The organism is Tenacibaculum piscium (genome assembly GCF_021390715.1).
GTDB classification, from domain to species: Bacteria; Bacteroidota; Bacteroidia; order Flavobacteriales; family Flavobacteriaceae; genus Polaribacter; species Polaribacter piscius.
Map to the genome: position 1 here is coordinate 78,912 of NZ_JAJGWT010000002.1, position 19,397 is coordinate 98,308.

21 protein-coding genes are annotated in these 19,397 nt (G+C 31.1%); 7 read left to right on the forward strand and 14 right to left on the reverse strand.

The window, feature by feature from the left end; translation table 11 throughout:
• Positions 1-103: 103 nt before the first annotated feature.
• From L0U77_RS02515 to mgtE, 6 genes are all read left to right on the forward strand, one after another.
• Positions 104-352, forward strand: a complete 249-nt coding sequence (locus L0U77_RS02515; protein WP_101918602.1) for a hypothetical protein — start codon at positions 104-106, stop codon at positions 350-352.
• A 1-nt stretch (position 353) separates the two neighbouring features.
• Positions 354-620: a type II toxin-antitoxin system RelE family toxin gene (locus L0U77_RS02520; protein WP_101918601.1), complete on the forward strand. Its 267-nt coding sequence runs from the start codon at positions 354-356 to the stop codon at positions 618-620.
• A 94-nt stretch (positions 621-714) separates the two neighbouring features.
• Positions 715-2,526, forward strand: coding sequence for a tetratricopeptide repeat protein (locus L0U77_RS02525; RefSeq protein WP_233897644.1), 1,812 nt, complete (start codon positions 715-717; stop codon positions 2,524-2,526).
• A gap of 78 nt (positions 2,527-2,604) precedes the next feature.
• Complete coding sequence (locus L0U77_RS02530; protein WP_193699972.1) at positions 2,605-2,934, forward strand: DUF4286 family protein; 330 nt, start codon at positions 2,605-2,607, stop codon at positions 2,932-2,934.
• A gap of 5 nt (positions 2,935-2,939) precedes the next feature.
• Positions 2,940-3,758, forward strand: coding sequence for a 16S rRNA (adenine(1518)-N(6)/adenine(1519)-N(6))-dimethyltransferase RsmA (gene rsmA, locus L0U77_RS02535; RefSeq protein WP_233883324.1), 819 nt, complete (start codon positions 2,940-2,942; stop codon positions 3,756-3,758).
• A gap of 37 nt (positions 3,759-3,795) precedes the next feature.
• Entirely contained in the window at positions 3,796-5,145 is a 1,350-nt protein-coding gene (gene mgtE / locus L0U77_RS02540; protein ID WP_233883318.1) for a magnesium transporter, read from the forward strand.
• A 9-nt stretch (positions 5,146-5,154) separates the two neighbouring features.
• Here the strand turns inward: mgtE and L0U77_RS02545 are convergent, their stop codons facing one another.
• From L0U77_RS02545 to rsmI, 3 genes are all read right to left on the reverse strand, one after another.
• Positions 5,155-5,826, reverse strand: a complete 672-nt coding sequence (locus L0U77_RS02545) for a LysE family translocator (RefSeq protein ID WP_233883316.1) — start codon at positions 5,824-5,826, stop codon at positions 5,155-5,157.
• Between the two features lie 33 nt (positions 5,827-5,859).
• On the reverse strand, positions 5,860-6,909 hold the full coding sequence (locus tag L0U77_RS02550) for a ferredoxin--NADP reductase (RefSeq protein WP_233861550.1): 1,050 nt from the start codon (positions 6,907-6,909) through the stop codon (positions 5,860-5,862).
• A gap of 100 nt (positions 6,910-7,009) precedes the next feature.
• Positions 7,010-7,678: a 16S rRNA (cytidine(1402)-2'-O)-methyltransferase gene (rsmI, locus tag L0U77_RS02555; protein ID WP_101918594.1), complete on the reverse strand. Its 669-nt coding sequence runs from the start codon at positions 7,676-7,678 to the stop codon at positions 7,010-7,012.
• A gap of 41 nt (positions 7,679-7,719) precedes the next feature.
• On the opposite strand from rsmI, the gene dxs reads away from it, so the two are divergent.
• Complete coding sequence (gene dxs / locus L0U77_RS02560) at positions 7,720-9,498, forward strand: 1-deoxy-D-xylulose-5-phosphate synthase (protein WP_233900687.1); 1,779 nt, start codon at positions 7,720-7,722, stop codon at positions 9,496-9,498.
• A gap of 177 nt (positions 9,499-9,675) precedes the next feature.
• Here dxs and atpG read toward each other — a convergent pair whose 3' ends face one another.
• The 11 genes from atpG to L0U77_RS02615 form a co-directional block, all read right to left on the reverse strand.
• Positions 9,676-10,548, reverse strand: coding sequence for an ATP synthase F1 subunit gamma (gene atpG, locus L0U77_RS02565; RefSeq protein WP_233898864.1), 873 nt, complete (start codon positions 10,546-10,548; stop codon positions 9,676-9,678).
• Positions 10,549-10,637: 89 nt separating this feature from the next.
• The gene (gene atpA, locus L0U77_RS02570; protein ID WP_101918591.1) at positions 10,638-12,218 is read right to left on the reverse strand and encodes a F0F1 ATP synthase subunit alpha; all 1,581 of its coding nucleotides are present in this window, start codon (positions 12,216-12,218) and stop codon (positions 10,638-10,640) included.
• 21 nt (positions 12,219-12,239) lie between these two features.
• Positions 12,240-12,797, reverse strand: coding sequence for an ATP synthase F1 subunit delta (gene atpH / locus L0U77_RS02575; RefSeq protein ID WP_233861556.1), 558 nt, complete (start codon positions 12,795-12,797; stop codon positions 12,240-12,242).
• Between the two features lie 7 nt (positions 12,798-12,804).
• Complete coding sequence (locus tag L0U77_RS02580) at positions 12,805-13,302, reverse strand: F0F1 ATP synthase subunit B (RefSeq protein WP_233883295.1); 498 nt, start codon at positions 13,300-13,302, stop codon at positions 12,805-12,807.
• Between the two features lie 91 nt (positions 13,303-13,393).
• Entirely contained in the window at positions 13,394-13,582 is a 189-nt protein-coding gene (gene atpE, locus L0U77_RS02585) for an ATP synthase F0 subunit C (RefSeq protein WP_101918588.1), read from the reverse strand.
• 42 nt (positions 13,583-13,624) lie between these two features.
• Positions 13,625-14,794 carry a F0F1 ATP synthase subunit A gene (gene atpB / locus L0U77_RS02590; RefSeq protein ID WP_101918587.1) on the reverse strand — a complete coding sequence of 390 codons (1,170 nt, stop codon included), beginning with the start codon at positions 14,792-14,794 and terminating at the stop codon, positions 13,625-13,627.
• 138 nt (positions 14,795-14,932) lie between these two features.
• On the reverse strand, positions 14,933-15,313 hold the full coding sequence (locus tag L0U77_RS02595) for a DUF6168 family protein (RefSeq protein ID WP_233861561.1): 381 nt from the start codon (positions 15,311-15,313) through the stop codon (positions 14,933-14,935).
• A 53-nt stretch (positions 15,314-15,366) separates the two neighbouring features.
• On the reverse strand, positions 15,367-15,588 hold the full coding sequence (locus tag L0U77_RS02600; RefSeq protein ID WP_101918585.1) for an AtpZ/AtpI family protein: 222 nt from the start codon (positions 15,586-15,588) through the stop codon (positions 15,367-15,369).
• Positions 15,557-15,964, reverse strand: a complete 408-nt coding sequence (locus L0U77_RS02605; RefSeq protein WP_101918584.1) for a bactofilin family protein — start codon at positions 15,962-15,964, stop codon at positions 15,557-15,559. Before L0U77_RS02605 ends, L0U77_RS02600 begins: the two co-directional genes overlap by 32 nt.
• Positions 15,965-15,975: 11 nt before the next feature.
• Positions 15,976-18,261, reverse strand: a complete 2,286-nt coding sequence (gene porW, locus L0U77_RS02610) for a type IX secretion system periplasmic lipoprotein PorW/SprE (protein WP_233900688.1) — start codon at positions 18,259-18,261, stop codon at positions 15,976-15,978.
• Between the two features lie 135 nt (positions 18,262-18,396).
• Entirely contained in the window at positions 18,397-19,389 is a 993-nt protein-coding gene (locus L0U77_RS02615; RefSeq protein WP_233900689.1) for a DUF4837 family protein, read from the reverse strand.
• Positions 19,390-19,397: the final 8 nt, after the last annotated feature.

The following is a 19,397-nucleotide window of genomic DNA, read 5'->3' on the forward strand; positions in this document are numbered from 1 at the left end:
TAAAAAAATCCGAAGTAAATTTTACTTCGGATTTTTTTTGATATATAATATATATAATATATATTTGCATCTATCATATTTTGTATATACAAAACATCTCACTATGAAAAAATTAATAGAAATCGATGATACAATTCTTGTAAAACTGAAAGTATTATCTGCTTTTGAAGGATTAAGTGTAAAAGCTTTGATGGAAAAAGCTATTGAATTGTTTGTCCAAAACAAAGAAAAAGAACAATTAGATGGTTTAACTAATGAGCAAAAAGAAGATTTAGGTCTTTTACTTTTAATGCAACAAGCAGATAGAACTAAAATAGTTCCTAGAGAAGACATCTTTAAAATGTTAGAATAAAATGAACGTTATTTATCTAGAAAGTTTAAAAAAAGATTTGAAAAAAATAAAAGACAAAAAATTATTAAAAAATTTATCCGAAGTTTTTATAAAACTTGAAGATGTTGATGATTTATTAAAAATTTCTAGTGTAAAAAAACTCTCTGGTCATCCAGATGCTTACAGAATACGAATTGGCGATTATCGCTTAGGAATTTACTATAATGAAAATGAAATATCAATTGTGCGTTTTGTAAAACGAAATGATATTTATAAAATTTTCCCATAACAAAAAAATCCGAAGTAAATTTTACTTCGGATTTTTTTTTGATTATTAAGAAACTATACTCGAAAAAATAATATTTATACAGTATTTTTGATTGATGAAAAATATAACACTACTAATTAATATACTGATTTTTAGTCTATTTTGTAATGCAAATTCCTATGCACAACAAAATGATTTTATGATTGCTGAAAATTATTTCAGAAATAATGACTATCAAAAAGCAATTCCTTTTTATCAAAAACTACACGATAAAAATCCCTATAATACCAATTATCTCAAAAAATTAATAACCTGTTATCAAGAAACAAACCAATATCAAATTGCCGAAAATAAGCTAACGAAAATCCTAAAAGAAAAACCAAGATTAACCTATATATCCATCATAAAAGGATACAATTTTGAACGTCAAAAAAAAATAAAATTAGCCAATAATCAATATCAAATCGCCCTAAAATCATTAACAAAAAAAGGACACTACCCAACAACAATCGCACGTCTTTTTAAAGAATATAATAAACTAGATTTGGCTATTTTAACGTATCAAAAAATAATGGAAAAAAATCCGAAAGCCAATTACGGATTTCAACTTGCTCAAATTTATGGCGAAAAAGGAGAGTTTAGTAAAATGTTCGATTCCTATGTTGATTTAGTCGATAAAAATGACCAATATCTAAACAACGTAAAACGATATACCAGTAAATATATTACCGAAAATCCTGAAAATAATACGAATATTTTATTCAAAAAAGCCTTACTCCGAAAAGCAATCAGCAAGCCTAAAAATAGCTGGAACGACCTATTATCTTGGCTATTTATAAAACAAAAACAATACGAAAAAGCACTCGTGCAACAAAAAGCATTACTCGCTAGAGATTCAAATTATTTACCCAAAATAAATGAATTAGGAGAAATTGCCCTGCAAAATAACGCTTATCAAACTGCTCAAAAATGTTTTGATATCATCATTGAAAAATCCAATAATACAAGCGATAAATTCAATGCTATCAATAATAATTTGAAAATAGCAATCAAAATAAAACATCAAAATAAATCCGAAAATAAACACGAGAATATTAACGAACAATTTCGAACAATTTTCAAAAAATATGGTATCAATAAAAATACAATCGATATTCAAATAACCTTTGCCGATTATCTAACTTTTACCCAAAATAATCCCGAAAAAGCACTCCTAATCTTAGAAAAAGCCAAAACTTTTGCCAATTCTAAATTTACAAAAGCAATAATCACCCTAAAAATAGCAGACGTTTTAGTATATCTTGGCAGCTTCAATAACGCCTTAATTTACTTCTCTCAAGTACAAATTAATTTTAAAAATCATCCCATAGGACAACAAGCTCAGTTTAAAGTTGCTCAAACTTCCTACTTTAAAAATGATTTCAAATGGGCAAAAGCACAACTAAAAGTTTTGAAAGGTTCCGCAACACAATTAATTGCCAATGATGCAGCTAACTTATTTCTAACAATTTCTGATAATCAACCTAAAGATAGCATTTCTAGTGGCTTAAAAGAATATGCAAAAGCCGATTTATTCGCTTTTCAAAATAAAAATAAACAAGCAATTACACTTTTAAAAACACTAATCATAAAATATAAAGGACAACCTATTGAAGATGAAGCGTTGTTTAAATTAGCCAATATTTTAACAAAACAAGAAAAATATCAACAAGCAATTGCAAATTATAACAAAATAATAACACTCGATAAAAATGGAATTTATATTGATGCCGTATATTTTCAAATGGCAGAATTATATCGAACAAAATTAAATAGCCCTGAAAAGGCAAAAAAATACTATCAAAAGATTATTTTTGACCACGCTTCTAGCATCTATGTAGTTGATGCCAGAAAATATTTTAGAGAACTGAGAAAAACTCAAATTTAACTTGAAAACAACCATAAATTGCTGAAAATAATCTTAAAAAAATTAATTATAGCAATTGTAATAATTACAACAATAATAATGTATATATATAACGTAACCATAAATATTGATGAAAGTGTACACGAACAATGGGTTGTTTGGATAAAAAATCATATTCCTGAAGTTTTAGCAACAGGACACTTTTTAAGCGCCAAATTAACTCAGGTTTTAGTCGAAGAAGAAATGGGAGGAACAACCTATGCTATTCAATATACCGCCAAAACTCGAGAAGATTTAGACGCATATTACGATACTCATGCAGACAGACTTAGAACCGCTAGTTTTAATCAATTTGCCGATAAAGTATTAGCATTTCGTACCGAATTACAAGTAATTAATGAATTTTTTCCTACGATAGCTAATAACTAAAAAATATGACAGTAAGAGCAAAAAAACATCTAGGACAACATTTCTTAACCGATGAAGATATCGCTAAAAAAATAGCCGATGCATTAATTGGAAAAGACTACGATAATATATTAGAAATTGGTCCTGGAATGGGTGTTTTAACCAAATATTTATTAGAAAGAGAAACGAAAACGACGGTAATGGAAATCGATTATGATTCGGTTGCCTATTTAAAAGATACTTTTCCGTTAGAACATATTAAATTAGATACGACTAGCAAAAAATTTGAAATAATTGAAGGCGATTTTTTAAAGAAAAACTTAAAAGACGTTTTTAAAGAAAAACAAGTCGCTATTATCGGTAACTTTCCATATAATATTTCTACGCAAATTGTATTCAAAGCCATTGAATATAGAGATTTTGTTCCTGAATTTGCAGGAATGTTTCAAAAAGAAGTCGCCAAAAGAATTGCCGAAAAACAAGGAAGTAAAGTATATGGAATTATGTCTGTTTTAACACAGGCTTTCTTCGATGTAGAATACTTATTTACCGTACCTCCTACTGTTTTTAATCCACCGCCAAAAGTAGATTCGGGTGTTATTCGATTAACCAGAAAAAAAGATTATAGCCTACCTGTTGATGAAAAATTATTTTTTAGAGTCGTAAAAACAGCCTTTAATCAACGAAGAAAAATGTTGCGCTCTAGCTTAAAATCATTCAATATTTCTGATGCTTTAAAACAAGATCCTATTTTTACCATGCGTCCTGAACAATTATCAGTACAAAAATTTATTGAATTGACCGATAAAATAGCAAAAGACAAATCAGATAATCAGATATTATAAATATTTAAATCTCGATTATCGAGTAAAATAGCAAAAAATGGCATTTGAAATTACTCAAGAACTACTCGAAAATGTAACAAAATACATCGAAAATAAAAATAACAACGCACTTAATGCCTTGTTTAATGAAATTCATCACGCTGATATTGCCGAAATATTAGATGAATTACCCTTTGAAGAATCCGTTTATATTATCCGTTTATTAGATAGTGAAACAACATCAGAAGTACTGATGGATGTTGGTAATGATGTTCGTGAAAAAATATTAGAACAATTAACCGCCAAAGAAATTGCGGAAGAAATTGATGAACTTGATACCGATGATGCTGCCGATGTAATTTCTGAACTTCCTGACAAAAGGAAGCAAGCAGTAATGCAAGAAATTGAAGACCAAGAACACGCTAAAGAAATTGTAGAACTATTACGTTATGATGAAGATTCTGCAGGTGGTTTGATGGCAAAAGAACTCGTAAAAGTTAATGAAAATTGGACAATTACCCGTTGTGAAAAAGAAATGCGTATTCAAGCTGCAGAAATTACAAGAGTACATTCTATATATGTAATTGATGATGCTGGTAAATTAAAAGGACGCTTATCGTTAAAAGATTTATTAATTGCCGCAACAAAAACAAAAATTTCGGAAGTATATATTCCAAAAGTAGATTTTGTAAACGTTACAGATAAAGCCGAAGATGTTGCCAATATTATGCGAAAATATGATTTGGAAGCAATCCCTGTTGTAGATGAATTAGGTGTTTTAGTAGGACGAATTACCATCGATGATATTGTTGATGTGATGAAAGAAGAGGCTGATAAAGATTATCAATTAGCTGCAGGGATTACCCAAGATGTAGAGGCTGATGATACTATTTGGGAGCTAACACGTGCACGTTTGCCTTGGCTTTTCCTCGGATTATTAGGAGGCGTTGGTGCCGCAAGTATTATGGGATTTTTTGAAGATGCCATGGTTGATAATGCCATTTTATTTATGTTTACGCCTTTAATCGCTGCGATGGCGGGGAATGTAGGCGTACAATCATCAGCAATTATAGTACAAGGTATTGCCAATGATGATGTAAAAGGAAGTATTACCGATAGATTATTAAAAGAAGTTTCCTTAGCCATGGTTAATGGTTTGGCGTTAGCTTTTTTACTGTTTTTATTCATTTTTATATCAGAACAAGACATTAAAATTGCAAGTGCTATTTCGATATCACTTTTTGTGGTGATAATTGTCGCAGGTTTAATAGGAACTTTTATTCCTTTATTTTTAGATAAACGAGGTATTGACCCTGCCATTGCTACCGGTCCTTTTATTACCACTAGTAATGATATTTTTGGGATTTTAATTTACTTCGGAATCGCTAAAATGATTATTGGTTTTTAATTAAAAAATTTAAGCAATTAAGATATTCAATAAGTTATCTATTTTATCTTTAGGAATAAAACTTTTTAACATCAATGCAGCTCCAAAAACAATTAATAAAACACCCATTCCTCGCTTTATTCTATAAATAACCAGCGCTGTAAGTTTGTTTTTTAATTGTTTTGCAAGTAGTATTTTCGCCAAATCGGTAAGTGCATAGCCTAAAATAACGGTAGCAAAATACCAAAATAAATACTTCGGATTCATATCATACGTAGGACCTATGACGACTATCAATCCTAGCCAAAAAGCCAATACTCCGATATTTATAAAATTTAAAAAAAAGCCTTTTATCAATAATTTTAGGTAATTATTCGTTGCAGATAACGTTACTTCTGGCACTTGATTTTCTTTTTTATTTTTTTTATCAAAAAATGTAATCAAACCATAAATAACAAGTACAAAACCTCCGATAAGAAATAAACGAGGGTCGTCTTTTATTTTTATCAATAAACTTCTACTTCCAAAATAAGCAATTAACATAAAAGAAATATCTCCTAAAATAACACCTACATCAAAAGCAATGGCAGCTCTAGCTCCTTTTAAAATACTTGTTTTTAAGAGCATAAAAAATACAGGCCCAATCATAAAGGCCATAAAAACGCCTACTAAAAAGGCGTTTTTTAAATCGTAAAAATCCATTATTTCTTTTTAATTCAAGCTAGATAATAGCTCTTAAATATCATCAAAATCAAGCACTACTTTTGGCGTACAAGGATGCGCCACACAAGTTAATACAAAACCTTCTTCTAATTCAGCATCTGATAAAATAGAATTTTTAGACATCACCGCTTTTCCCTGGGTTACTTTTGCAATACAACTACTACAAACACCGCCTTGACATGAATATGGCGCATCTAATTTATTGCGCAAAGATGCCGCTAAAAGCGTATCGGTTTTATCCATTAAAAAAGTCGTTTCTTCATCATCTAACAACACCGTAATTTCTGATTTTCCATCAGAAGAAGCCACAGGAATTTCTTGTTCGACACTACTTGCTGTAAATAGTTCAAAATGAATGCTATCTTTAGCAAAACCATTTTCTAGTAACGTGTCAGAAACTAAATTAATCATTTCCTCAGGACCACAGATATAGGTTGCATCAAAAGAAATCGCTTTGTGAATATTTTTGATAAAATAATTAACATAACTTGTGTCTATTCGACCAAATTTAGTATCATTTACAACTTCTTTACTAAAGATATAATGCAAATTAAATTTCCCTGAATATCTTTGAGATAACGCATTTAATTCCTGATAAAAGATAGTACTTTCTGGTCTTTTATTTCCAAAAATTAAGGTAAAAGTAGCTGTTGGTTCATTTTCCAATACGGATTTTATCATCGATAAAATAGGCGTAATTCCACTACCCGCCGCAAATCCAAGATAATTTTTATCCGCTGTTGGCTCTAAAATAAATTTCCCTTCTGGTTCAGAAACTTCTAAAATGGTGTTTTCTGTTAAATCCGTAGTTGCATAGGTTGAAAAAATTCCTTTTTCCACTGCTTTCACCGCTACTTTTAGTTGATGACTATTCGGAGAAGCACAGATAGAATACGCTCTTCGAACTTCCTGACCGTTTAACGTTGCTTTAATAGTAATATATTGTCCTGCGATAAAAGTATAAACTTCTTTTAATTCATCAGGAATTGTAAATAATATAGAAACAGCATCGGCAGTTTCTTTGATGATTTTTTCAATATTTAATTTATGAAATATAGCCATGTATTGTATAAGTTAGAACTACAAAAATAAGCAATAGTAAGCAAATGATTTGTTAGATTTTAAATTTTATGAGCGCTAAGAATATTATTTTTTATAAGAATTATTTTCCCGCAACTACAATTACAATTTCTCCTTTAGCAGGTTTTGCGGTATAATACGATAACACTTCTGCTACTGTTCCTCGTTTGGTTTCTTCGAATAATTTTGTCAATTCTCTAGAAACTGATATCTGTCTGTCTTGTCCAAAATATTCGCCAAAATGAGCTAATGTTTTTAATAATTTATGAGGACTTTCATAAAAAATCATGGTTCTATTTTCTTCGGATAAAAGCGTTAAACGGGTTTGTCTTCCTTTTTTGACAGGTAAAAATCCTTCGAAAACAAATTTATCATTTGGTAAACCAGAATTTACTAAAGCAGGTACAAAAGCAGTTGCACCAGGCAAACATTCTACCTCAATATTTTGTTGTACACAAGCTCTTGTTAATAAAAACCCAGGATCAGAAATAGCTGGAGTTCCAGCATCAGAAATTAAAGCACAAGTTTCTCCATTTTTTAATCGATTTAAAACACCATCAACAGATTTGTGTTCGTTATGCATATGATGGCTATACATTTGTGTTCCAATTTCAAAATGTTTTAACAATTTTCCACTAGTACGCGTGTCTTCTGCCAAAATAAAATCGACTTCTTTTAAAATTCTAAGTGCTCTTAAAGTAATATCTTCTAAATTCCCGATGGGAGTTGGTACCAAATACAATTTGCTCATACAGCAAAGCTACAACAAAGTTTTTATAGTACATTTGCGCTATGCCAAAAAAGCTGTTAAAAAATATTAATTTTCCTTCGGATATAAGGAAATTATCTGCTGATAAACTGCCATTATTAGCAAAAGAATTGCGCGAATTTATTATTGATATTGTCGCTACAAAAGAAGGTCATTTAGGCGCAAGTTTAGGCGTTGTTGAACTCACAATTGCCTTGCATTATGTATTTGACACACCAACCGACCAATTAGTTTGGGATGTTGGACATCAGGCCTACGGGCATAAAATTTTAACTGGCAGGAAAGATGTTTTTCATACCAATCGACAATTAGGCGGTATTTCAGGTTTTCCAAAACGTAGCGAAAGTAATTACGATACTTTTGGCGTTGGGCACTCTTCTACTTCTATTTCAGCGGCTTTAGGAATGGCAATTGCTTCTAAAATACAAGGAAGTGAAAAACATCATATTGCTATTATTGGCGATGCTTCTATTGCGAGCGGAATGGCTTTTGAAGCGTTAAATCATGCAGGCGATACGGATGCTAATTTATTAGTAATTTTAAATGATAATGCCATTGGAATTGATCCTTCGGTTGGAGCTTTAAAAGGATATTTAACTCGGATAAAAGACAGCAGATTAAGTATTGAGCAACACAATATTTTTGAAGCCTTAAATTTTGAATATTCAGGTCCTATTGATGGGCATAATTTTGAAGAACTTTTATCAGAATTAAACCGTTTAAAAGAAGTTAAAGGACCTAAATTTTTACACGTAATTACCACCAAAGGAAAAGGATTACTTCAGGCTGAACAAGACCAAGTAAAATATCATGCTCCTGGTAAATTTGATAAAATTTCAGGCGATGTATTGCCAAAAAAACAAAGTAAATTCACCAAGTTTCAAGATGTTTTTGGGAAGACATTAATTGAATTGGCGCATCAAAATAAAAAAATTGTAGCCATTACACCTGCAATGCTTTCAGGAAGTTCTTTAAATGAAATGTTAGCCGAATTTCCTGAACGTACTTTTGATGTCGGTATTGCCGAACAGCATGCCGTTACTTTGGCTGCAGGAATGGCAACTCAAGGAATTATTCCATTTTGTGCCATTTATTCTACTTTTTTACAGCGTTCTTACGATCAAATAATTCATGATGTTGCCTTGCAAAATTTACCTGTTATTTTTTGTATCGACAGAGCTGGTTTGGTTGGGCAAGATGGTGCAACGCATCACGGAGTTTTCGATTTAGCGTATTTACGCTTAATTCCAAATATGATAATTTTTGCACCTCGTAACGAAATCGAACTTCGAAATATCATGTTTACGGCACAATTAGGCTTAAAAAATCCGATTGCAATTCGGTATCCGAGAGGTTTTGGGAACTTAGAAAATTGGCAACTTCCTTTTGAAGAAATTCAAATAGGAAAAGGTGTTTGTTTAAAGCAAGGGAATAAAATAGCCATATTATCCGTAGGAATAATAGCAAATACTATTTCTGACGCTATAAATCAACTAGAAAATAGCAATAGTGTAGCGCATTATGATATGCGTTTTGTAAAACCTTTGGATAAAAAATTATTAGAAACTATTTTTACTAATTTTGATAAAATAATCACGCTAGAAGATGGTACAGTAAAAGGTGGTTTTGGCTCTGCTATTTTAGAATATGCATCTGAAAAAAACTACAAAGGAAGTATTGATATTTTAGGGATTCCTGATAACTTTATTGACCACGGAACGGTGGAAGAATTGCAATTTTTATTAAAAATTGATTCAAAAAGTATCCAAGAAAAAATTGAAGAATTATTAGAACCTGTTTAAACTTCATTTTAAAAAAAAGCGAATCCGTCATGCTGAATTTATTTCAGATTCACATCCTGATTTTCCACAGTTCTCTTATTGGTGCGATGCTGAAATAAATTCAGCATGACGATAGTTTATAAAAACTAAAAAAGCGAACCCATTTAGATTCGCTTTTTTTATATAAATTATAGTTTCTTAGTTCTTTAATGCTTCCGCACCACCAACAATTTCTAAGATTTCATTGGTAATTGCTGCTTGACGTGCTTTGTTATACGTTAATAATAATTCATCACGTAATTCAGTAGCGTTATCAGTTGCCTTGTGCATTGCAGTCATACGAGCTCCGTGTTCTGATGCAAATGAATCACGAATTGCTTTGTATAATTGTGTTTTTAAAGATTTAGGAATCAATTCTAAAACAATTTGCTCTTTAGAAGGTTCATAAAGATATTCTAAAGCTACCTTTTTATCTTCACCTTCTACTGATTCTATTGGCTCAATTGGTAAAAACTGCTCTAATTGTGGAATTTGCGTTGCAGCATTTTTAAATTGATTATAAACAAGTTCTATTTTTTGATAAGAACCTGCTACATATAAATCCATTATTTTTTGTGCAACTTGGGCAACGTTATCATAGGTTAAATCATCAAAAATATCATTTCTATTTTCAATAATAGTATGTTCTTTTGATAAAATATCGTCTCCTTTTTTACCTATTGTTAACAAATCAACAGCAACATTACTGTATTTTTCATCAATAGCTTTTATTGTTCTTTTAACAATAGAAGAGTTAAAACCACCACATAAACCTCTGTTGGAAGTAATTACCACTAATAATACATTTTTTACTTCTTTTTGAGTTGAATATACACCTCCAGCATCACTATCTAAAGTAGCGCTTAAGCTTTGTAATAATTCAGTAAGCTTAGAAGAATACGGACGCATTGCCGTAATTGCATCTTGAGCTTTTTTCAACTTTGCTGCCGATACCATTTTCATGGCAGAGGTAATCTGCATTGTTGATTTTATCGAAGTAATTCTGTTACGTATTTCTTTTAAATTTGCCATACAAATAGTAGTTAGCATTTAATATTCAATATTCCGAACATTTTAGAATATCTAAAAATAGTTGGAATATTGAATATCAAAATTATTTATTAAGCCTTAAATTTAGCAGAAATTTCTGCTGCTGCTGAAGTTAAAACATCGGTTACTTCATCAGTTAATTTCCCTGCTTTTAAAGTATTTAAAGTTGCTCTGTGCTTTGCATTTAAATACTGAAGATAATCACTTTCAAATTCTTTTACCTTATTTACAGGTACATCTTTCAACAAGTTTTTAGAACCTGCATAAATAATAGCAATTTGATCTTCAACAGTATAAGGATCGTTTTGTGCTTGCTTTAAGATTTCAACATTACGTTGACCTTTAGAAATCACGTTCATAGTAGCCGCATCTAAATCAGAACCAAACTTAGCGAATGCTTCTAATTCACGATATTGTGCTTGATCTAATTTTAACGTACCAGATACTTTTTTCATAGATTTAATCTGAGCGTTACCACCAACACGAGATACCGAAATACCTACATTAATTGCTGGACGAACACCAGAGTTAAATAAATCTCCATCTAAGAAAATTTGCCCATCAGTAATCGAAATTACGTTTGTTGGAATGTATGCTGATACATCTCCTGCTTGTGTTTCAATAATTGGCAATGCCGTTAAAGAACCTCCACCTTTTACGATTGCTTTTAAAGAATCAGGTAAATCGTTCATTTCACTAGCAATTTTATCGTCATTGATAACTTTTGCAGCACGTTCTAATAATCTTGAGTGTAAGTAAAATACATCTCCAGGATATGCCTCACGTCCCGGTGGTCTTCTTAATAATAAAGAAATTTCACGGTACGCAACTGCTTGTTTTGATAAATCATCATAAACAATTAAAGCAGGTCTTCCTGTATCTCTAAAAAATTCTCCAATTGCTGCTCCTGCGAAAGGTGCATATACTTGCATTGCTGCAGGATCTGATGCATTTGCCGCTACAATTGTAGTATAAGCCATGGCACCTTTATCTTCTAACATATTAGCGATTGCCGCTACAGTAGATGCTTTTTGACCAATAGCAACATAGATACAATACACTGGTTTCCCAGCATCGTAAAATTCTTTTTGATTTAAAATAGTATCAATAGCTACGGTAGATTTACCAGTTTGACGGTCTCCAATGATTAACTCACGTTGACCACGTCCTACAGGAATCATCGCATCAATAGATTTGATACCAGTTTGCATTGGTTCAGTTACAGGCTCACGATAAATAACCCCAGGAGCTCTACGCTCTAAAGGCATTTGGTAAGTTGTTCCTTCAATAGGTCCTTTACCATCAATTGGCTGCCCTAATGTATTTACAACACGTCCTACGATTCCTTCTCCAGCTCTTAAAGAAGCAATTCTTTCTGTACGTTTAACTGTAGATCCTTCTCTAACTGAGGTCGATGTACCTAATAATACAACTCCTACATTATCTTCTTCTAAGTTTAATACGATACCTTCTAATCCGTCACCGAATTCTACTAATTCACCATATTGTACATTAGACAAACCGTAAACACGAGCAATACCATCACCTACTTGTAATACGGTACCTACTTCATTTAATGAAGCTTTAGATTCGAAGTTTGATAATTGTTCTTTTAAAATTGCTGAAACTTCAGCTGGTTTAATTCCTGCCATCTTATTTCTTTGGATGTATAATTAAATTTGTGAAGTGTTATGACTAGTGTCAAATTCTCTTCTTAACTTGTTGAACTGATTAGAAATACTTGCATCATACTGCACATCTCCAACACGTAAAATAAACCCTCCTATAATAGATGGATTTACTATATTTTCTATACTTGCGCTATTTCCTGTTAAAGAAACAATTTTCGCTTGTATTTTATCTTCTAATTCTTTTGTTAAAGCTACTGCAGTAGTAACTTTAGCGAGTTGTATTCCTTTATACTGATTATAAATTAGCGAATATTGTGTTGCAATTGACGCTAACATTGTCATACGTTTATTTTGCTCTAATACGTTAAATAAACCTTTTATAACCTTGTCTACTTTATCACCAAAAAGGGCTATTAAAACCTTCTTTTTATCTTCAGTTTTAACGATTGGACTATTAAGCATTCTTTTTAAATCTTCACTTTCTTCAATAGTATCAGCAATCAGCTTCATATTATCGTTTACTAGCGAATCTTTATTGGTTTGTTTTGCTAAATTTAATATTGCTTTTGCGTAACGCAATGCGGGTCTTGCTCCTTTCATCGATTGCTTAATTTAAAGTAACCTCTTTTAACATTCCTTCAACTAATTTGAATTGATCTGCTGGTGAAGTTAATTCTTTTTGCACTAATTTCTGAGCGATTTCGATAGATAAATCTCCTACATTTTTCTTTAATGTAGCAATTGCAGCTTGTTGCTCTTGTTTTATAGTTGCTTTTGCATTTTCGATCATGCTAGCAGTTTGTGCTTGTGCTTCTTCTTTTGCTTCTGCGACAATATTTTCTTTAATATCACGAGCTTCTTGCATCATTGCATCTCTTTCTGCACGTGCTTCTTTTAATAATTTATCATTATCAGCTTGTAAATTTTGCATTTCTTTACGAGCATTTTCAGCTTGATCTAATGCATTTTGAATTCCTTCTTCTCTGTCATTTAAGGCAGTTAAGATAGGTTTCCAAGCAAATTTCATCATTAAAAAAATCAAGATTAATAAGATAAAAGCTTGCATTGCAAACAACCCTATTGAAAAATCATTAAAAATTCCCATACTACTTAATTTTGTGTTTTTTTTTATTGTTTAATAAAACACTTCTGCAACCAATCGTTGCAGAAAGTGTTTCTTTTTAATTTCGGGAAGATTATCCTAAAAGTAAAGCACCAAATGCTAAACCTTCTAATAATGCTCCAATAATAATCATTGCTGTTTGGATTTTTCCAGCTGCTTCAGGTTGACGTGCGATAGCTTCCATTGCGCTACTTCCGATTTTCCCTAAACCTAATCCTGCTCCGATTACGATTAATCCTGCTCCTATTAAAGTCAGTTCCATACTAATTGATTTATATTAAATTAAACAAAAAATTTCATTTTACTAATGGTGTTCATGTTCTTCTACTGCCATACCGATAAACAATGAAGATAACATTGTAAATATGTAGGCTTGTAAGAAAGCGACCAATACTTCAATTAACGTTAAAAATAACGTTAAAAATATAGATACACTTGTAGCACCTGCTGTTCCAAACTTCGCTTTTAATACAATCATTAAAGCGGCAATACCCATTACTACTGAATGACCTGCTGTAATATTAGCAAATAAACGTACAAATAACGAAAAAGGCTTCGTTAAAATCCCTAAAAATTCAATAGGTGCTAAAACAAATTTCATAACGACAGGTACTCCTGGCATCCAAAAAATATGTTTCCAATAGTCTTTATTCGCTGAAAATTGTACTATAAAAAAGGTGAAAAGAGCCAAACAAACTGTTACAGCTAATTGTCCTGTAATATTAAATCCTAAAGGAGTTAATCCTAATAGGTTTGAAATCCAGATAAAAAAGAAAACAGTTAATAAGAATCCCATAAATTTACGGTAATGCTTTTCACCGATATTCGGTCTTGCTATTTCATCACGAACATACAATACTAAAGGCTCTAAAACTCTTGCAAACCCTGTTGGTATAGCTCCTTTTTTATATCCTTTGGCTAATGATCTGAATCCAAAAATCATTAATAAACCTACTAAAAACATTCCAAATACACTTTTCGTGATAGAAAAATCTATTACTTTATGTGCATTAGTAGCATGATGTGCTTCATCAAAAGAAACGGCAGTTTCTCCTTCATTTAATTCGTAAATTTTACTGTGAATTTTAGTTAATTGCACATCGTCTGCAGTTACTACTACATGACCATCATCATTATGATGAAATGCTGAAGACATAAAAGTTTTCAATCCTTTACTTGTCCAAACAATAACTGGTAATGCAAATCCCACGTGTTTTCTTTCATTTTGATCATTTGTATAAGAAAATAATGAAAAATCGTGTGAATCTGCTAAGTGATGCTTTTTGTATGCTTCAATTTCTTCCTTTGTATTTACACGTCCACCATCTTCTAAAACAGCATGTTCATCATCTTGTAATACAACAGGTTCACTTTCTTGTAAAGTAGTATTTCCACCTTCAGCGAACACTGAAAATGATATAAAAACTAGTGCAAGTATTGTTAAAAACTTGATAGATTTTGTTGCTATCATCATATCTTAAATTTGAATAAAGGTTTAAGGTCTGTAAATTTCCGTGCAAAGGTACATATTTAATTAAAACTACAAACCGTTTTTATCTTAGTTTTTTTTTGATTGTAAACTAGCTCTTAAAAGTGGCTAAAAAAAAGCAAACTACTTATTGTTTAACAACTTAAAAACGCCCATTGCTTCGGTTGTCAAAAACAAAAATAAGGGTACCACTAGCGATATTCGTGCGGGCTGGATGAGTTTTACTTCTGTAAATACGTCATTTTTAAAAATTAAAACAAAGAAACCTATCTTTAAAAGCATCGATGCTAAATAGACATATCCAGCTTCATTTGGCAGCGTATCGGCGATAAATTCGAGGATTATATATACCAAACTTGTTGCGATGACATGAAATAAATACATCGAAAGTAGTGAATAGGGCAATACTACTTCTTGCATTTTTAAGATATATGTATGCAAAAAATAGCTTACTGCAAATAACAATAGTACTGCAGTAATAAAATACAAAATACGTTTACTCATTATAAATTTATATATTTTTACTTAAAAAAATCCCTTAAATATTGTACAAATATTTATTTAGATATTTTAGAAACTTGCGATATTACCGAAAACATTGCTACAAAAACAGCTACTAACGTACATATTTTAGTATACAATTCGTTTTCATTGATATAGTTTGCATCTAGCCATTGACCGAGTAAATTCCCTAAATAAATGGTGATTCCCATTTGAAAAGCGATACTGGTAAACTGAAGATATTTACTACGCGGTTTTTTCTTTATGTTTTTGTTCATTATTATTTAATTCTTTTACGCTCCCTTTCATGGCGCAGGTTGCGTTGAAAGAAGCTCCTGGTTCTACGGATAATTTACCAATAATAACATCTCCATTAATATTGGCGGTTCCTTTTACGGTTAAGGTATTTGCTACGATTAATTCTCCTGAAAACTTCCCTTCAATATCGGCATTGGTACAGGTTACTTTTCCTTTAATAAAACCAGTTTGTCCGACAATCACTCTACCTTTTGTATTGATAGTTCCGTCTAAATTTCCATCAATTCTAAAATCTCCTTCTGAAATAATATCTCCTTTTATTTGGGTATTTTTTCCGATTACATTTCTTTCAGAAACTTTATTTTCACTTATTTTTTTACTTTCTTTACCGAACATATTTTAGGGATTTATTTTTTTAATTGTGCTAATATTTCTGTTGCTTTTTCGCCTTCTTTTGTATTTTGATAGCCCATTGCTACAAATTCTAACGCTTTTATATAGGTTTTTTTGTCTTTATATTTACCGATAGCGATTGCTTTTAACAATACAAATTTAGGGGTTAATTTTGAATCTATACTACTTAAAGATAGCCTATCGATTTCTTTGACGACTTGTTCGAATTTATTTTCTTTATATAAGTAATAAATTTCTTTGTATTTTTTATTTGCGATAGCTTCTTGACTATTTTCTGTCTTTTTTTCTGATAATTTTTGAGTTGGGTTTCGAATTATTTTAGCGAACCTTGTTTGTGGATATTTTGTTAGAATACTATTTTTATATTGATTTGCTTTTTCAAGATTATTAATTCCTGTATAAATTTGATATAAGTGATACTTTATAGGTAATTCTAGGGAATTATCATGTTGTTTATCTTGTTCTTTTTGCAAACGTATTAGGTTTTTAATGGCAAGATTGCTATTTATAAATTGTTCTTTATAGAGTAATCCTAATTGATATAAGGCATCATTACGTTTTTCGATTAATGTTGTAATCTCTTTTTCATCAGTAGGGATTTCGTTTAAATAGGTTGCTATTTCGTAGCGTTTATCGGTTATTTTTGTTGTTGATTTTTCATCAACAATAGTAACGAGATTATTATTATTAGTTGTTGTTGCTGAGATTCGCCAATTATCTTCTAACAGACGTGTTCCCCAATTTTTTTGAAAGGCTATTTTTCCAAACGCTAAAGCTTGCGTATTATAGAAATACCATTTTCCTTTATTATTAGCATTGTTGGTTTTATTTGCGAAATCATTGGTAAAACTTCCAAAGGAATTGCCAAAATTTTGAGCATTTAACGCTTGTTGTTTTTGAGCTTGGTCTTGTTGTTTTATTTTTGCGATATGCTGTTGAAAAAAAGCATTTTTTTCTTGATTTGTCATCGCAACTAGGCTTAGAATACTATCATTATTTTTAACGATTTCTTCGTATTTTCGTAAGGTTGTGAGTCCTTTATTTTTTCTTCGGATTCTTCGGATTCGTTTTTCGAGTTCAAATTCTTTTGGCGTAACATTTAAAACGCTGTCATAATAATTACCTGCTAGCACGTATTTTTGGGTATCGAAAGCGATATTTCCTAAACGTTCGTATGCGTATGTTTTTTGATATTCGTTATTATGTTTTGCGTTTAATGATTTTTTAAAATAATCGATGGCATTTTGGCGATTATTTCGACCAATTTCGAGGACTCCTGCTTGATAATATAAGGCGTTTAAAAATTTTCGATTATCGGAATTTCGGATTAATTTTTTCAATTTGGCTAATACAATAACAGATGTGCTATCATTTGGAGTATTTTTTGCCATTTCGATGGTTGCTCGAATTCGGTATTTGTAGGGTGCTTTTTTTATTTCTGATAATTTTTCAAATACGATACGTGCGGAATCTTTATAGTTTAATTGGCTATAAATTTGCCCTAAAACGAACATATTTCGAGATGCTTGTTCTTTATTTTTAAATATTTCAGTTGTTTTTGTTAAGTGTTCAATTACTTTTTGAATGCTATCTGTTTTTTGATACGCCATTGCCATTGCGGTATGTGCTTGTTCTTTGATGACAGCTGGTAATTGTTTTTCATTTTTTTCAACTTCCAATAGAAATTTGAGTGATTCTATGGCTAATTTTTCATTATCGAGTCGAATATTTGTTTTAGCGCGCCAAATTTTCGTTTGGTTGATAAGGCTTGCATTTGGATAATTTATGATACTATAATTAAAGGCTTCTATCGCAGGAATAAAGCGTTGTGTGTAGTATCTTGCTTTTCCTAATAGTAGATAAGCGTCATCAATTTGGCGATTTTTTTCATATCCATTGATATTCATGGAATGTTTTTGAATTGCTTTTACGGCTTTTTCTTCTGCTTTTTCGAAATTGGTTAATGGTTTTTGATTTTCATCATCTTCTGTTGTTTGATTTTCATCAAATCCTGCACCTGGTTGTAGTGTTGGGAGTACGATTTCGGTTTCATCAAAAGTGATGGGTTCAATTTGTAATTGTTTCCAGAAATTATCTTGATGTTTATCTTGAATTTCTTGAAGTCCTTTTAAGTAGGCTTGTTCACCATTAAACAGCACGTTATATTTTGTAGTAAGTGCGTGGAAGTTTCGATTTAAAAAAGTATCTTTTTTCACACTACAAGAATATATTGTAGTTAAAATCAAGTTAAAAACTAAGAATTTTGATAATTTATTCATATAGTTACGCTTTTACTGTACAACAAGTATATTTGGGTATTTATTGTAGGTAAAGGTGTAAAAATAGCAATAAAAAAATAAAAAAGCATCAATATAATTGATGCTTTTTGATATTCTTTTTAAAATAAAATGGGCTTATTTTATGTGCATTGATTTTGCAATTGCTTCTAATTCGAATAAAAAATCACGTTTATTTACCGAAGGTGCGTAGGTAAATCCTTCAAAAATCACCAAGCGATTATTTTTTTTATCAATGATTGTATAATTAATAAATGGCCCTGCCATAAAATCATTTTTCACTTCCCATTTCCCGCGTGTTTCGTAGGCTTTTTTACCATCAATTTGAGCATCAAAAGTAAAAGGTGTGTAAGCTTGTTCGGTAATCATATACATTCCTTCTTTGCTTCCTGGTATGTGTTTTTTACCAATGGTATCCCGAACTGCGGTAATATTATCGGCAATAGTATTTTCATCTTTTAAAGGAACGGTGTATAGTAGAATATTATTTGTTCCATCGCCACGGGCAATACCGCTTCGTAAATGCTGACGAAACCAAATAAAATCACCTGTATCTTCAACCAATCTAAATCTTTCAGGAATATCAATAGTTACACCGATATTTTTAATGGTTTTAAATTGAGTTTCATCAATACGTTCTTTTTTAAAGATATTTTGAGTAAATTTAATATCTTCATCTTTAAAGATTTGTATAATTTCTTTGCCTCTTTTTTCAAGTAATGTTAAAATTTCTGTTTTATTTTTAGCGGTCGCATGCACGATAATTTGTGGTTTTGCATACCTATCTTTTTCAATAGCAATACTTTCTTTAGCGCCTTCTTTGATAAGAAGAACGGCTTTTGCGTGTCTCATAAAGCTACTAAATCCGCTAGGATCTATTTGACTTACCGATAATAATGTTTCTGGCTGTGGCAATCCCACTTGCGATTCTCCAAATACAGTTCGTATTTTATTTCCGATTTTCCCTTCCCAATCTGCTCCTTTTACAACTACAATTATTTTGTTGGTATTTCCGTTAGATGTTGGTAACGTGTAGCTATTTTTTGCGTTGTTTGTTTTACAAGATGTTGCAAAGATTGTTAAAACAAGCAAGCATATTATTTGTTTCATAGGTTTTT